Source organism: Streptomyces tendae, assembly GCF_014650435.1.
Lineage (GTDB): Bacteria > Actinomycetota > Actinomycetes > Streptomycetales > Streptomycetaceae > Streptomyces > Streptomyces tendae.
In genome coordinates this window covers 399,822-415,022 of sequence record NZ_BMUY01000009.1, presented here as the reverse complement: position 1 = coordinate 415,022, position 15,201 = coordinate 399,822, and the positions used below count along the sequence as shown (strand labels likewise).

The following is a 15,201-nucleotide window of genomic DNA, read 5'->3' as shown; positions in this document are numbered from 1 at the left end:
CCCCAGGAGGCCCCGAGTTGTCCCCCACCTACGACGTGATCGTCATCGGTCTCGGCGGCATGGGCAGTGCCGCCGCCCACCATCTCTCCGCCCGGGGTGTCCGCGTGCTGGGCCTGGAGAGGTTCGGCCCGGTGCACAACCGGGGCTCCAGCCACGGCGGTTCGCGGATCACCCGGCAGTCGTACTTCGAGGACCCCGCGTACGTACCCCTGCTGCTGCGCGCCTACGAGCTGTACGAGGACCTGGAGCGGGCCACCGGCCGGGACATCGCCCTGCTCTGCGGCGGGGTGATGGTCGGCCGCCCCGACTCGTGGACCGTCTCCGGATCGCTGCGCTCGGCCCGCGAGTGGGACCTGCCGCACGAGATGCTGGACGCCCGGGAGATCCGCCGCCGCTTCCCGACGCTCGCGCCGGGCGACGACGAGGTCGCGCTGTACGAGGCAAGGGCCGGGCTGCTCCGCCCGGAGAACACCGTGGCCGCGCATCTCCAGCTCGCCACGCGGCAGGGCGCCGACCTGCACTTCGACGAACCGACGACCCGCTGGGAGCCCTACCGGGACGGCGTGCGGGTGCACACCGCCGAGAACACCTACACCGCTTCCCACCTGGTGGTCTGCCCGGGGGCGTGGGCGCCGCGGCTGCTCGCCGACCTCGGGGTGCCGTTCAGGGTCGAGCGGCAGGTCATGTACTGGTTCCGGCCGCGCGGCGACCTCCGCCCCTTCCGCCCCGCGAGCCATCCGATCTACGTCTGGGAGGACGCCGCGGGCGTCCAGGTCTACGGCTTCCCCGCCATCGACGGCCCCGAGGACGGCGCCAAGGTCGCCTTCTTCCGCAAGGGGCACGACACGACGCCCGAGACCGTCGACCGCACCGTGCACGACCACGAGATCCGGGCCATGGCGGACCACATGTCCGGCCGCGTCCCCGATCTGCCCGGCACCTTCCGCAGGGCCGCGACCTGCATGTACACCACCACCCCCGACGAGCACTTCGTGATCGCCCGCCACCCGGCGCACCCCGACTCGGTCACGGTGGCGTGCGGCTTCTCGGGGCACGGGTTCAAGTTCGTACCGGTCGTCGGCGAGATCCTCGCCGACCTGGCCCTGACCGGCACCACCGCGCACCCCATCGGCCTCTTCGACCCCGCCCGAGGAGTACGCACGTGACGACGACGCCCCTGTCCCCCAGCCTCGTCCCGACGCTGCCCGGCCGCTACTACACCGACCCGGAGGTCTTCCGCCGGGAGCAGCGGCACGTCTTCGAGGCGATGTGGTGCTGCGCCGTGCGCGGCGCCGACCTCGAACGGCCCGGCGCCTTCCGCACCGTGCAGATCGGCCGCGAGAACGTGATCGTCACCCGGACCCGCAGCGGCGACCTGCGCGCCTTCCTCAACATCTGCCGGCACCGCGGCGCCCGGCTGTGCCTGGAGGAGTCCGGCGAGGTGCGCCGCACCCTCCAGTGTCCGTACCACGCGTGGACGTACGACCTGGACGGCAGGCTGGTCGCCGCGCCCAATCTGACGAAGATGACCGATGTCGACCGGTCCGCGTACGGCCTGGTCGAGGTCGCCCTGCGCGAGTGGCTCGGCTACGCCTGGGTGTGCCTGGCCGACGAGCCGCCCTCCTTCGAGGAGACGGTGCACGGCGCCGCCGTCGAACGGCTCGGCGATCCGGCCGCCATCGAGCGGTACGGGACCCAGCGGCTGGCGCTGGGCAGGCGCGTGAGCTACGACGTGCGGGCCAACTGGAAGCTGATCGTCGAGAACTTCATGGAGTGCTACCACTGCGCCACCATCCACCCCGAACTCACCGACGTACTGCCCGAGTTCGCCGAGGGCTACGCGGCGCAGTACTACGTGGGGCACGGGGCCGAGTTCGGCTCGGGGGTGAAGGGCTTCACGGTCGACGGCAGCGAGGGCTTCGACAGGCTGCCCGAGGTGTCGCAGGACCAGGACCGCCGCTACTACGCGGTCACCGTGCGGCCGACCGTCTTCGTGAACCTGGTGCCGGACCACGTGATCCTGCACCGCATGTTCCCGCTGGCCGAGGACCGCACGCTGGTCGAGTGCGACTGGCTGTACGCGCCCGAGGTCGTGGCGTCCGGGGCGGACCTGTCGAAGTCGGTGGAGCTGTTCCACCGGGTCAACACCCAGGACTTCGCGGCCTGCGAGCGGACCCAGCCGGCCATGGCGTCCCGGGCCTACCGGGCGGGCGGGGTGCTGGTGCCGACCGAGCACCACATCGGGAACTTCCACGCGTGGCTGCTCGACCGGCTCGGCGAGGAGCCGGCCTAAGCCTGTCCGGCGGACAGGCCCTGGGCCGGTGACTGGGCGGGGCGCTTGTACATGCGGGTGGCCGTGATCTCGCTGTGCACCGCCTCGCCCTCGCCCTCGGTGGCCGGCGTCGGCTGGGGCAGGCCCGGCCTGAGGTGCTCCTCCACGCTGATGTACTTCAGGCCCGCCCGGAGGTCGGCGTCGTTGCGCAGCCGGATGACCAGCGGGAACTCGGCCAGCGCGGTCGTGTCGAACAGGCCGGTGGTGTACAGGAGCTGGACGCCGAGCGCGTCGGAGACGGCCCGCTGGAGCTCCAGCAGGTAGGTCGCGTTGGCGCGGCCGATGGGGTTGTCCAGGAACAGGGTGCCGGCGTGGCGGTGCCGGTCGCGGCCCCGGTCGTTGCTGCGCAGCGCGGCCATCGTGCAGTACAGGGCGATGGCGGCGGTGAGCAGCTGGCCGCCGGAGAAGACGTCGCCCATCTGGCCGACGGGGACACGCTCGGCGCGCAGTACGGCGTCGGGCTTGAGGATCTCGACGGCGACGCCCTTGGGCTGCAGGGCGGCGGCCACGCCGCGCAGCAGCAGGGACATGCCGTCGCGGCGCAGGTCGGAGTTCTTCTTCACGGCCGCGCGGGTGGCCTCGTCGACGACCTCGCCGAGCCGCTCGGTGAGGGTGGCCTGGTCGGGTTCCTCGAAGCGGATGCGCAGGAACTCCTGCCCGGACCACTCGCCCAGGCCCTCCGGCAGCCGGGACAGCCGCTGGGCGGAGCGGAGGGTGGCAAGGGCGGACTCGACCAGGCCGCGCAGCCGGTCCACGATCGAGTCGCGGTTGCGCTCCAGCTGGGCCAGCTCGTCGGTGAGGACGCGGAGCCGGGGTGCGAAGGCGTCGGCCCACTTGGCGGCGTGTTCGGGCAGCGCGGCGGCGGGCAGTTCGCGGATCTGCTGGCGGGCGGGGGTGCGGACCTGCTCGTAACGCGTCGAGTTGGCGTGCCGGACGAGGACGTCGCTCGCCTCGCGCACGGCGGCCTCGGCGGCGGACAGGTCGGCGGCGCAGCCGCGCAGTGAGCGGCGGGTCTCGGCGGCGGACCGTCGGGCCTCCTCCAGGTCGCCGGCGTAGGGCTCGGGCTCCTCCTGCTCCTCCTCGACGGCGTGCTCGCGCAGCAGGTCGCGGAGCATGGCGGCGATCTCGTCGAAGCCGCCGGCCGCGTCCTCGGCGGCGCGGTGCGCGTCGAGCAGTTCGGCGTGGGCGTCGCGGGCCTGGGCCAACGCCTCGGTACGGGCGGACAGTTCGGCGGTCGCCGTGCGCAGCAGGGTCTGGGCGTGCTCGGTGTCGCGCGGGAGCAGCTCCTCGGGGAGGTCGGTGTGGGTGTCGCCGTCCTCGGGCGCGTGCCGCTCGGCCTCGCCGCGCAGCCGGCCGAGCTGCTCGCTCGCGCTGGACATGCGGGTCTCCAGGAGCTGCACCAGCTCCTCGGCGCGGGCGGCGGCGGCCTGCCGGGAGGGGCCGTCGGAGCCGTCGGGCGACTCCAGGAGCTGCCCGGCGCGGGTGCGGACCTTGTTGCTGAGCCGGTCGAGATCCGCGCGGGCCGCGCTCTCGTCGCTCTCCGCGCGGGCCTGTTCGGCGCGCAGGTCGGCGCCGACGCCGACCTTCTCGTACACCTGGGAGGCGGCGCGGTATGCCTCGCGCAGGTCGGGCAGGGACGCCTTCGCCCTGGGCGCCCCGGCACCGTCCCCGGGAGCCGCTTCCGGTACGTCGTCGGGGGCGCCGGCGATCTCGGAGCGCTCGGCGCGCAGTGCCCGCGCGGTGCGGCGGGCGTCGTCGGCGGCGCGCTGGGCGGCACGCCGGTCCTCGTCGGCGGCGCGGGCCCGCTCCAGGCATGCCTGGGCGCGGGCCTCGGACTCGGCGCCCTCGTCGGCCAGTTCACGGAGTCTGACCTGCCAGCCCGCGCGTTCGCGCAGCCGGAAGGCGAGTCCGGCGAGGGCGTCGGCGGCGCGGCGGGCCTTCTGCGCGGCCTCCTGGCGCTCGTCTCGCAGGTGGACGGCCTCGGCGGCACTCTCGTCGGCCTCGGCCCGTACGGTGCGGGCCTCGGTCAGTTCGGCCTCGGTCTCCTCGGCGAAGGCGCGGGCCTCCTCTGCGGTGCGGGCCAGCTCCGCGAGGCGTCCGGAGGGGCAGCCGGCGCGCCAGGAGGCGAGCCTGGCCGCCAGCTCGCGGTCCTTGCCGAGGCGGGCGGCGAGGGTGCGGATCTCCTCGTCCCGCTCCCCCGCCCGGGCGCGCAGCGCGTGCCGCTCCTCGTCGGCGGCCTGCTCGTCGTGCATGGCCGGGTTCGGCGGTACGAGGAAGACGCCCCCGGTGCCGGACTCGGGGGCCGGGGTCGGGGCGAGCAGCGCGGCGGCCGTGCCGACGGCGACGGCGGAGCGCGGCAGCAGGGCCGCGTCGCCGAGGACCTCGCGGGCACGGGTGTGCGCGTCGGGGTCGGTGATGATCACGCCGTCGACCAGCTCGGGGCGGGCGGCCAGCACCCGGGCGTGGTCGGCGGGGTCGACGGCCTGGGCGAGGTAGCGCCAGCCGGGCAGGGCGGGGATGCCGTGTTCGCCGAGGAACTCGACGGTGGCCAGCACGTCCGGTCCCGGCGGCAGCAGTCCGCCGTCGCCGAGCGCGCCGAGGATGCGGGAGTCGTCGGCCGCGGCGGTGCGCAGCTCGAACAGCTGGCGTTCGGCGGAGGTGACGGTACCGTCGAGCAGTTCGCGCAACTCGTCGGCGAAGCGGTCGAGTTCCTCCGGGGTCAGCGCGCCGTCCGGTTCGGTGGGAGCGGCGGCCGGGTCGTCGCGGTCGGCGTTCCGGCGGGGCTGGGGGATGCCCGGTCGGGTTCCGGTGGCCAGGCCGAGCAGCTCGGCGAGCCGTTCCTCCGCGGCCAGTGCCTCGGCGGTGCGCCGCTCGCCCAGGTGGGCGCGCTCGGCCGCGGTCGCCGCGTCCGCCGCGCGGGCCGCGGTCAGTTCGGCGCGGCTTTCGGCGGCGGCCGCTTCGCGGGCGTGCTCGGTGGCCCGGCGGGCCGTCTCGCGGGCGGTGTCCCAGGCGGCGACGGTGGTCTTCTCCGCGTCGCTGGCGGCGAGGGCGGCGCGGGCCGGGTCGGCGTCGGGCGTGCTGTCGTCCAGCCAGCCGGCGCGGACGGCCTCGGCGGTCTCCTGCTCGACCTCGGTGAGGCGCTGGCGCAGGTGTCCGGCCTCGCTGCGGGCGCGCTGCGCCTCGGTGGCGGCGGTGGTGGAGTCCCGGTGGGCGGCGTCGCTGACGTCCTGGAGGGCGGCGGACCGCTCCTCCTCCTCGTTGGCGTGGTCCTCGGCCTTCGCGGCCGCCGCGTGCAGGGCGCGGACGAGGTCGACGGCGGCTTCGGTACGGGCGGCGAGGGCGGGGGCCGCGTCCCGTTCGGCCTCCCGGATGGCGGCGGACACGCGGGCGACGCGATCGGCGGCGGCGCGGTGGCGCAGGACGGCCTCGGCGGCCTGCCAGGCGGAGTGCAGGGTGCGGGCCTCGGCCAGTTCGCGCTTCTGCGCGGCGGCGGACTTCTCGGCACCGGCGAGGGCCAGTGAGGCGTGCCGGAAGGCGAGTTCGGCGGCGATGAGGGCGCTGCGGTCCCGGGCGGACTCGGCGTGCGTGACGGCGTACGCGGCGGCCGTGACCCGCTGGGCGAGATCCGAGGCCCGCACCCGCTCCTGGGCGCCGCGCGCGGTGAGGCGCCGGGCCAGGTTCCTGGTGCGGCGTTCGGCGGCGGTGTGGATGTCACGCGCGCGGGTGCGCGCCTCGGCGGCCTCGACGATCCGGCCCAGAAGGTCGACGGATCCGGCGGTGAAGTCCCGTTCGGCGATCAGCTCGGCGCGTCGGCCCAGCTTGTTGCCGAAGCCGCCGACCAGGTCGGCGAGGCCGTCGGTGTCGCGGGTGTCGGTGACGGCCCGCAGCAGCAGGTCGGTGAAGTCGGAGTCCTTCTTGACCGCGAAGAGGCCGGCGGCCTCGCCCTCGTCCGCGTTCATCTCGCGCTGGTAGCGGAAGAGTTCGGGGTCGAGACCGAGGTCGCCGAGGTGCTCGTTCCAGCGGTCGTGGATCTCCTCCCAGTGCACCTCGAGGTGCGGGTATGCCTTGCCGGCCTCGGTGAGCGCGTCCCGGAAGCCCTTCATGGTGCGCCGCCTGCCCTGCGCGCCGGAGGCGCCCTCGACGGGCGGGCGGACCGCGGTGGCCTCGGCGACCGGCAGGTTGTCCAGGGTCAGTCCCGGGCCGGGCCGGAAGGAGTACCAGGCCTCGGCGAACTTCCGCGGGTCGCCCGAGATCTGCCGCCCGCGCCACTCGCTGACCTTGCCGACGACGACGCACTCGCCGCTCTGCACGTGCTGCCACTCCAGCGCCACGTGACCGCAGTCGTCGGCGAGCAGGAACTTGCGCAGCACTCCGGAGCTGGCACCGCCCAGGGTGTTGCGGTGGCCCGGCAGCATCACCGAGAAGATCAGCTTGAGGAGCACGGACTTGCCGCCGCCGTTCTCCAGGAAGAGCACGCCCGCGGGCGCGGGCCGGCGCGGCGGGCCTACGGGCTCCTCCTCGAAGAACTCCGCCTGCGTCGGCGCGGGGTCGGGCACGGGCTCGCCCACGCCGCGCAGGTCAAGCACGGTGTCGGCGTAGCGCGCACCGGCGGGTCCGATGGAGTAGAGGCGGACCCGGGACAGCTCGTACATGGCGGACTCTCGTCAGTCTTCGGACGTCGGGGACGGTCGGGCGGGTGCGGTGGTTCGGGCGGGTGTGGTTGTGCGGACGCGTGCGGTGGTGCGGACGGACGTGGGTCAGGAGGAGTGGAAGGGCAGGCCGGCGTCGGCGACCAGCTCCAGATCGTCGGTCTCCTCGGCGGGCAGCAGCGTCGCGGTGCCGTCGGTGACCGGGACGACGCCCAGGTCGAGCAGTTCCGTCAGGGCGGCGCTGCCCGCCATGTCGCGCACCTGCAGTTGGTAGCGGGCCGTCGTGCGGTAGGTGCCGCCGTGGTCGTCGCCGGTGCGCTGGAGGAAGCCGGACTCGGTGAGGAAGGCGGCCGCCTTGCCGACGATGCCGGTGGTGGAGCCGGGGAGTCTGCGCGCGTCCTTGGTGGCGCCGGTCGCGCTGCGCCTGACCCAGATCCGCCAGGCGGCCTCCAGGCCCGGGGCGTCGGTGGCCGGGTCGGTGTTCTCGCCCTGCTCCTCGGCCCGCTCCTCGAGTCTGCGGCATGCCTGGCGGACGAACGCGTCCACGCCGTTGACCGTGACGCGGCCGATGTAGCCGTCGTCGGCCAGGTCCTCGGGGCGCGGGTAGGCCATGGCGGCCACGGCGAGGTGGGCGAGGCCGTGCAGGAAGCGGTCGCCGGAGTCGGTGGCGGCACGACGCGCGTAGTCGCCCATGCGGACGGCGAACACCGAGTCCTCGGCGGCGGTCACCGCCATGCCCGCGCGCGGGGACACCTCCAGGACGACCAGCCCGAGTCCGGCCGCCACGGCGTCGGCGAGCCGGGCGAAGGGCGGGTCCTCGCGGTAGCGGCGCAGCAGGTCGGCGTACTCCTGGTCGCGGGCGGGCAGCAGCTTGGGCTGGAGACCGAAGGCGACGAGCCGCGCCGCGTCGGCGGCGTCGGCGGGCGTGACGGCCGCGGTGGTCGGCGCGGCACCCGCCTCCGGCTCGCTCCGGTCGACGTGCTCGGTCACGGTCGGTACTCCTCGCTGTGCTGTGGCTCGGGGGTGGGGTGGTGGCCGATGCGGTGGCCGAGGTGGCGGGGGAGGCGGTCGCGGAAGCGGTGCCGTCCGGTCATGCCGCCTCCGTGCGGTCCGCCGCCATTCCCGCGGCGTCCAGCAGCGCCGTGCCGACGATGAGGTCGGCGCCGCCGAACTCGGGGTCGTCCAGCTCGGTGCCGTCGTCGACGGCGAACAGCAGCTTCGGCTCCCCCTGGCGGTAGGCCGTGCCGACCGGCGGGCTGGCGGCGTGGACGGCGAGCAGCGCGACGAGGTACGGCAGCTCGCGGTCGCGGTCACGGGCGTCGGCCAGCAGCCCGGACAGCCGGCGCGGGGCGTCGTGCGGCAGGTCGAGCAACTCCATGGCCGCGGCGAGCTGCTCCTCGCTGAAGCGGCTGTCGTCCGGGGTGGCGATCAGGTCGGGCTCCGGCATCTCGGCGCCCAGGTGCTCCCGCTCCACCGGCGGGGTGAGGAGTATGTCGACGAGGTCGCCGACCCGGACGGCCAGGGGCGTGCGCAGCCCGGTGCCCCGGGCGAAGAAGGCGTCGGTGACGCGGAGCGCCCGCTCCACCGGCAACGGCAGCACGGGGGCGACGAGGTGGCCGTACAGGTCGAGTCCCGAGGTGGTCAGCGGGGTGGCGAAGGCCTGCCGGTCCTGCTCGGCGCGGAAGAGCGGCCCGGCCTCCAGGAGGCGGGACTGGAGCTGGGTGTGGCGGCGGATGCAGTCCTTGACGATGTCGACCAGCTCGGCGGCGCGGCGCTTGTGCTCGGCGTCCTCGGTCTCGTCGCGGGCCTTGCGGATGTTGGTGAGGATCGCGTTCTCGTGCCGGTAGCGGTCGGCGACGTGGTCCAGGGCCTCGGCGATCATGTCGGGGACGGCGCTGAGCCAGTCCACCGCGCGCACGTTGCGCCGGGTGGCGTCCAGGGCGCGGCGCAGGGTCTCCGAGTACTGGACGGTCCGGTACCTGGCCTGTTCGGCGGCGAGCTGGGCGTCGGCGAGGCGGCCCCGGCTGATCAGCACCTCGAGCTTGACCTCGGCGGCGATCTGGGCGCTGGTGACGTCGGTGTCCAGGGCGCCGACGAGGACGTTGACCGCCTCGTCGGTGGTGCGCAGGTAGACCGTGCCGCCGGGGCCGGGGACCTCCTCAAGGAGCTTGAAGTCGTAGTCGCGGCGGACATAGGTGCCGTCGGGCCCGAAGGTGCCGTACACCGCGCGGAAGCCGCGGTCCACGCTGCCGACGTTGATCAGGTTCTCCAGGACCCAGCGGGCCACCCGCTCGTGCTCGGTGGCGGGGCGGCGCGGGGCCTGGGCGGCGACGCGCGGGATCAGCCTGGCCACTATCTGGTCGTGGTCGGCGCCCGTGTCGAAGTCCATGTTCAGCGTGACCAGGTCGATGGCGGCCAGGGCGACCTCCGCCATGCCGTACACCGAGTACTCGCCGGCGAGGTTGGCCTTGCGCGCGTCGAGGTCGTGCAGCGGCGCCGTGCAGGCGAGCGCGCGCAGCCGCCGCGCCAGTCCCTCGTCGGCGGCCGGGCCCGGGGCGGGGCGCGGCCCCGCGCTGAGCTGGGGCGGAACGCTGTCCGTCGATGCAGGCGAAGTCACGGTGCACAGACTAGGTCCTCGGTCTGACATCGGCCCAAACGGCGCAGATGGGCCCCGCGGGCAGGGTGGCCGGCCGCCGTGCCGCCCGGGACTACCCTTCGTCCCCGACCCGCCGCAGGTAGACCTCCACGACGCGCTCGAGCGAGTTCTCCAGGTAGACCGCGAGCAGCCGCGCCGCCGTCTCCCTCTCGCCGCTCTCCAGGGTCGCGAGGATCTCCGCGTTCCGGGCGATGTACGGCTCGTGCAGGCGCCGCGGGTCGTCCACGACGTGGAAGGCGAGGCGCAGTTCGGCGAAGACGCTGCGCATCAGTTCGTCGGTGCGTTCGCTGCCGGCGAGGGCGACCAGCTCCCGGTGGAAGTGGATGTTGGCGGTACCCACGCCTTTCCAGTCACCTTCGCGGGCCGACCGGCGCCCGTCCTCGACCGCCTCGGCGAGCCCGTCGAGCGGGTACGGGGGCTCTCCGAGGCCGCGGACGACGGCGCACTCGACGAGGGAGCGGGTGCGGTAGATGTCCTCGACGTCCTCGACGGTGAGGACCCGGACGAAGACGCCCCGGTTCAGCTCGTGGACGAGCAGGCGTTCGTGCGTGAGCAGGCGGAACGACTCGCGCAGGGTGTTGCGGGAGACGCCGAGGGCACCGCCGATGCTGTCCTCCGACAACCGCGTCCCGGGCGGGAAGTAGCCCTCGGCGATCCGACTCCTGAGGATGTCCGAGACGCGCTCGGCGGTGCTGGTCCGCCCGAGGAGGGCACGGTCGTCGGCCAGTCCCGTCAACTGCTCTGCCATGCCCGGAATTCAATCGCAGATACCAGAACGAAACAACAGGGGTATTGAGGGATCGTTGAACGATCCCCTACGGTGCCTTCAAGTCCCCGCTCGATCCGCACTCTCCGTCCTCCCCCTGCGAGGTGCACCATGAGCACACCCCCTTCCCCGTCGGCCCTCCCCGCCGACATCCGCCGTCCCGGCGCGGGCGAACGCCCCCCGGAAGGCGGTCCGTTCGGCTGGCTGCGAGCCCTCGGCCCGCGGGGCCGCCGGGCCTTCGGCGGCGCGTTCGGCGGCTACGCCCTCGATTCGTACGACTACTTCACGCTGCCGCTGACCATGGTCGCGCTGGCCGCGTACTTCGGTCTGGACAGCGGTCAGACCGGCCTGCTCACGACGGTCACGCTGGTCGTCTCGGCGATCGGCGGCGCGCTCGCGGGTGTGCTGGCGGACCGCGTCGGCCGGGTCAGGGCGCTGCTGCTCACCGTGATCACCTACGCCGTCTTCACGGTGGCCTGCGGTTTCGCGCCCAACTACGAGACGCTGCTCGTCTTCCGCGCCCTCCAGGGTCTCGGCTTCGGCGGCGAGTGGGCGGTCGGCGCCATCCTGGTGGCCGAGTACGCGAGTCCCAGGCACCGCGGGCGCACGCTCGGCGCGATCCAGAGCTCGTGGGCCGTGGGCTGGGCGCTCGCGGTGGTGGTGTACACGCTGGTCTTCTCGCTCGCCGCGGACGACCTGGCCTGGCGTGTCATGTTCTGGACCGGTGCACTGCCCGCGCTGCTCGTGGTGTGGGTGCGGCGCAGCGTCCAGGACGCGCCGCGGGCCGCCGAGGTCCGGGAGAAGGGTGGCGGCAAGGGTTCGTTCGCGGCGATCTTCAAGCCGGGCACGGCGGACTCGCCGGGGCTGCTGCGCGTCACGCTCTTCGCGAGCCTGCTCTCCACCGGCGTCCAGGGCGGCTACTACACCCTCGCCACCTGGGTTCCGACGTATCTGAAGGACGAGCGCGACCTGTCGGTGGTCGGCACCGGCGGCTATCTGACGTTCCTCATCTCGGGTGCCTTCCTGGGCTACCTCACCGGCGGTGTGCTCACCGACGTGCTCGGCCGCAGGCGCAACATCTGGCTCTTCGCACTGCTGTCGGCGGTCTGCATCCTGGCGTACGCCAACATTCCCAGCGGCGCCAACACCCTGCTCCTTGTGCTGGGTTTCCCGCTCGGCTTCTGCATGTCGGCCATCTTCAGCGGGTTCGGTTCGTACCTGAGCGAGCTGTACCCGACGGCTGTGCGGGGCGCGGGCCAGGGCTTCACGTACAACACCGGACGCGCCGTGGGTGCCGTCTTCCCCACCACGGTGGGCTTCCTCGCCGACAGCTGGGGCGTGGGCGGCGCGCTGGTCTTCGGCGCCATCGGCTACGGCATCGCGGCACTGGCCCTGCTGGGGCTGCCGGAGACCCGCGGAAAGGAACTGGCATGAACCGTCCGCACCCCGCGACCGGGGACCGGCCGCTCGCCCTCGTCGACGAGCACGCGCACGCGTGGAGCCCGAAAACGGCCCGCGCCCGCTTCCGGAAGGGGCTGACGGGCCCCACGGCCGGGGTCGCCGCCGGCCACACCCAGGCCAACCTGATCTCGGTGCCCGCCGACTGGGCCTACGACATGCTGCTGTTCTGCACCCGCAACCCGCAGCCCTGCCCGGTGCTGGACGTCACCGACGCCGGGGGCTGGACCACCGTGCTCGCCGACGGCGCGGACCTGCGCACCGATCTGCCGCGCTACCGGGTGTGGCGGGACGGCGAGCTGGTGGACGAGCCGACGGACGTGCTGGAGCACTGGCGGGACGACCTGGTGACGTTCCTGATCGGGTGCAGCTTCACCTTCGAGTGGGCGCTGGCCTCGGCGGGCGTCCCGATCCGGCACGTCGAGCAGGGCCGCAACGTCCCGATGTACGTCACCTCCCGCCGGTGCCGTCCGGCCGGGCGGCTGCGCGGGCCGATGGTGGTGTCGATGCGTCCGGTGCCGCCCGCGCACCTGTCGGCGGCGATCCGCGAGAGCAGTCTGCTCCCGGCGGTGCACGGCAGCCCGGTGCACTGCGGCGACCCGTCGGCGCTGGGCATCGACGACCTGGACCGGCCGGATTTCGGCGACGCGGTGAACCTCGGGGCGGACGACATCCCGGTGTTCTGGGCCTGCGGCGTGACCCCGCAGGCGGCGGTCATGGCCTCCCGGCCGCCGTTCGCGCTCACCCACGCGCCGGGGCAGATGTTCCTCACCGACGCCCGTGACGAGCAGTACCGCGTGGCGTGATCCCGCGTGCCACGGCGCGGGTGCGGGACCGCCCGCGGCACGCGACTTCGGAGACACTGGGGACATGACCCCGATGGACCTGAACGCGGACCTCGGCGAGGGTTTCGGCCGCTGGCGGCTCACCGAGGACGAGGGACTGCTGTCCGTCGTCACCAGTGCCAACGTCGCCTGCGGCTTCCACGCCGGGGACCCGGCCACGATGCGCCGGGTGTGCGAGTGGGCGGCGGAGCGGGGCGTGACGATCGGCGCCCAGGTCTCCTACCGGGACCTGGCCGGTTTCGGGCGGCGCGCGATGGACGTGCCGTCCGCCGAGCTGGCGGCCGAGGTGGCCTACCAGATCGGCGCCCTGGAGGTCTTCGCCCGGGCGGCGGGCACGCGCGTGGCGTACGTCAAACCGCACGGCGCCCTCTACAACCGGGTGGTCGGGGACGAGGAGCAGGCCGCCGCGGTGGTCGACGGGGTGCTCCTGGCGGGCGGTGCCCTGCCCGTCCTCGGGCTGCCCGGCTCGCGCGTGCTGGAACGGGCCGGGCGGGCGGGGCTGCCGGTCGTCGCGGAGGCGTTCGCGGACCGTGCCTACACGGACGGGGGGACGCTCGTGCCGCGCGGGCAGGAGGGCGCCGTGATCGCCGACCCGGACGCCGTCGTGGAACGCGCGGTCGGGATGGCCCGCTCCGGTACGGTCACCGCCCGTTCGGGCGTGCCGGTCGAGGTGCGGGCGCGTTCCCTGTGCGTGCACGGCGACACGCCGGGGGCGGTGGAGCTGGCGCGCCGGGTCCGGGAGCGCCTGGAGGCGTCGGGCGTCCGGGTGGAGGCCTTCGCGTGAACGTCCTGCCGGTCGGCGACGACGCCCTGCTCGTCGAGGTGTCCTCGGGCGAGGAGGCCGAGGCGTGGCACGCCGAGCTGTCGCGGCGCCGCGCGGAGGGCAGGCTCGCGGCCCGGGAGATCGTCCCGGCGGCGCGCACCGTCCTCCTCGACGGTCTCACCGACCCGGTCGGGCTCGCGTCCGAACTGAGGGCCGCCGAGGTGCCGCCGGCTCCCCCGCGCGCGGGGCACGTCGTCGAGATCCCGGTCCGCTACGACGGCCCGGACCTGGCCGAGGTGGCGGCGCACTGGGACGTCGCGGCGGACGAGGTGGCACGCGTCCACGCGGGCACCGAGTTCCGGGTCGCCTTCTGCGGGTTCGCACCGGGCTTCGGCTATCTGACCGGCCTCCCGGCGCGCTACGACATGCCGCGCCGGGACACCCCGCGCACCGCCGTTCCGGCCGGTTCGGTGGCGCTGGCGGGGCCGTACACGGGCGTGTATCCGCGCTCGTCGCCGGGCGGCTGGCAGTTGATCGGCTCCACGGATGCCGTGCTGTGGGACCACCGACGGGTGCCGGCGGCGCTGCTGTCGCCCGGCACGCGCGTGCGGTTCGTCCCCCGAGGACGCCAGGGGGGTTCATGACGGACCGTGCGCTCGCCGTCGTCCGCGCCGGGGCCCTCACCACCGTGCAGGACCGGGGCCGGCCCGGTCACGCCCATCTCGGCGTCCCGCGTTCCGGGGCGCTCGACGCGCCCGCGGCGGCGCTGGTCAACCGGCTGGTGGGCAATCCCCCCGGGGCCGCCGTCCTGGAGACCACGCTCACCGGCTGCACCCTGCGCCCCCGCTGCGCGGTGACGGTGGCGGTCGGCGGCGCCCCCTGCCCGGTGACGGTGGACGGGCGACCGGTGCCCTGGGCCGCTCCCGTTCACGTACCGGCCGGAGCGGTGCTCGACGTCGGGGCGGCCGACTCCGGGGTGCGCTCCTACGTGGCCGTCTCCGGCGGCGTCCTGGTCGAGCCGGTCCTCGGCAGCCGCTCCACCGACCTGCTCTCCGGCCTCGGCCCGCCGCCCCTCGCCGACGGAACGGTACTTCCCCTGGGACGACCCGGCGGGCGGCACGCGCGCGTGGACGTCGCCCCGCAGCCGGCGCCCCCGGCGGAGCTGGTGCTGCGAGTGACGCCGGGTCCGCGTGCCGACTGGTTCACTCCGGAGGCGGTACGGGCCTTCACCTCGGGCGCGTACCGGGTGTCGTCGGCGAGCAACCGCATCGGCCTGCGGGTCGACGGCCCCTCGCTGGAACGCGCCCGCCCGGGCGAACTCCCCAGCGAGGGCACGGTGCTGGGCGCGGTGCAGGTGCCGCCCGACGGCATGCCGGTGGTCTTCCTGGCCGACCACCCGACGACCGGCGGCTATCCGGTGATCGGCGTCGTGCGCACCCTCGACCTCCCGGCGGCCGCCCAGGCGGTTCCCGGCACCCCGGTGCACTTCATGGCGGTACGCAGGCGCTGACCCCCCGCCCGTCGGGGTGGGCGAGTCCGGGACCGTCCTGACCACGGGCGCCAGAACCGACTTGCGTCGACACGCGGTGCCGCCGACCGCACGGCGAACCCAGCAGCCGGTGCCCAGCACGCGGCGAGCACCGGGTTCGCCTCGGGCGGACCGCACAGGGCGGCCCGCCTGCGACACGCACGGGAACACACGGCACCTCAGCGGAGAGCAGCGGTGCCCCGG

At 74.6% G+C, this 15,201-nt stretch carries 11 protein-coding genes; 7 read left to right on the top strand and 4 right to left on the bottom strand.

Translation table 11 applies throughout. The annotated features are described in order from the left end of the window. Positions 1 to 17 precede the first annotated feature (17 nt). On the top strand, positions 18 to 1,166 hold the full coding sequence (gene solA, locus IE258_RS25160) for an N-methyl-L-tryptophan oxidase (protein WP_189746955.1): 1,149 nt from the start codon (positions 18 to 20) through the stop codon (positions 1,164 to 1,166). Then, complete coding sequence (locus tag IE258_RS25155; protein ID WP_189746953.1) at positions 1,163 to 2,293, top strand: aromatic ring-hydroxylating oxygenase subunit alpha; 1,131 nt, start codon at positions 1,163 to 1,165, stop codon at positions 2,291 to 2,293. The genes solA and IE258_RS25155 overlap by 4 nt, the downstream gene beginning before the upstream one ends. Here IE258_RS25155 and IE258_RS25150 read toward each other — a convergent pair. The 4 genes from IE258_RS25150 to IE258_RS25135 all read right to left on the bottom strand — a co-directional run bounded on the left by IE258_RS25150 (position 2,290) and on the right by IE258_RS25135 (position 10,385). Next, a complete protein-coding gene (locus IE258_RS25150) occupies positions 2,290 to 6,984 on the bottom strand; it encodes a hypothetical protein (protein WP_189746951.1) in 4,695 nt (1,564 codons plus the stop codon). The two genes, IE258_RS25155 and IE258_RS25150, sit on opposite strands and share 4 nt — an antisense overlap. Positions 6,985 to 7,089: 105 nt before the next feature. Further along, positions 7,090 to 7,971, bottom strand: a complete 882-nt coding sequence (locus tag IE258_RS25145; protein WP_159325185.1) for a hypothetical protein — start codon at positions 7,969 to 7,971, stop codon at positions 7,090 to 7,092. A gap of 100 nt (positions 7,972 to 8,071) precedes the next feature. Next, entirely contained in the window at positions 8,072 to 9,598 is a 1,527-nt protein-coding gene (locus IE258_RS25140) for a hypothetical protein (protein WP_189746949.1), read from the bottom strand. A gap of 91 nt (positions 9,599 to 9,689) precedes the next feature. Next, positions 9,690 to 10,385: a GntR family transcriptional regulator gene (locus tag IE258_RS25135; protein WP_159325187.1), complete on the bottom strand. Its 696-nt coding sequence runs from the start codon at positions 10,383 to 10,385 to the stop codon at positions 9,690 to 9,692. Positions 10,386 to 10,514: 129 nt separating this feature from the next. Between IE258_RS25135 and IE258_RS25130 the strand changes: the two genes are divergently transcribed. The 5 genes from IE258_RS25130 (at position 10,515) to IE258_RS25110 (ending at position 14,979) form a co-directional block, all read left to right on the top strand. Further along, positions 10,515 to 11,837, top strand: coding sequence for an MFS transporter (locus tag IE258_RS25130; RefSeq protein ID WP_189746947.1), 1,323 nt, complete (start codon positions 10,515 to 10,517; stop codon positions 11,835 to 11,837). Further along, positions 11,834 to 12,667, top strand: a complete 834-nt coding sequence (locus tag IE258_RS25125) for a putative hydro-lyase (RefSeq protein WP_189746944.1) — start codon at positions 11,834 to 11,836, stop codon at positions 12,665 to 12,667. Before IE258_RS25130 ends, IE258_RS25125 begins: the two co-directional genes overlap by 4 nt. 64 nt (positions 12,668 to 12,731) lie before the next feature. Next, complete coding sequence (locus IE258_RS25120) at positions 12,732 to 13,490, top strand: LamB/YcsF family protein (protein ID WP_189746942.1); 759 nt, start codon at positions 12,732 to 12,734, stop codon at positions 13,488 to 13,490. Beyond that, complete coding sequence (locus tag IE258_RS25115) at positions 13,487 to 14,113, top strand: 5-oxoprolinase subunit B family protein (RefSeq protein ID WP_189746940.1); 627 nt, start codon at positions 13,487 to 13,489, stop codon at positions 14,111 to 14,113. Before IE258_RS25120 ends, IE258_RS25115 begins: the two co-directional genes overlap by 4 nt. Then, positions 14,110 to 14,979 carry a 5-oxoprolinase subunit C family protein gene (locus IE258_RS25110; protein ID WP_189746938.1) on the top strand — a complete coding sequence of 290 codons (870 nt, stop codon included), beginning with the start codon at positions 14,110 to 14,112 and terminating at the stop codon, positions 14,977 to 14,979. The genes IE258_RS25115 and IE258_RS25110 overlap by 4 nt, the downstream gene beginning before the upstream one ends. Positions 14,980 to 15,201 lie beyond the last annotated feature (222 nt).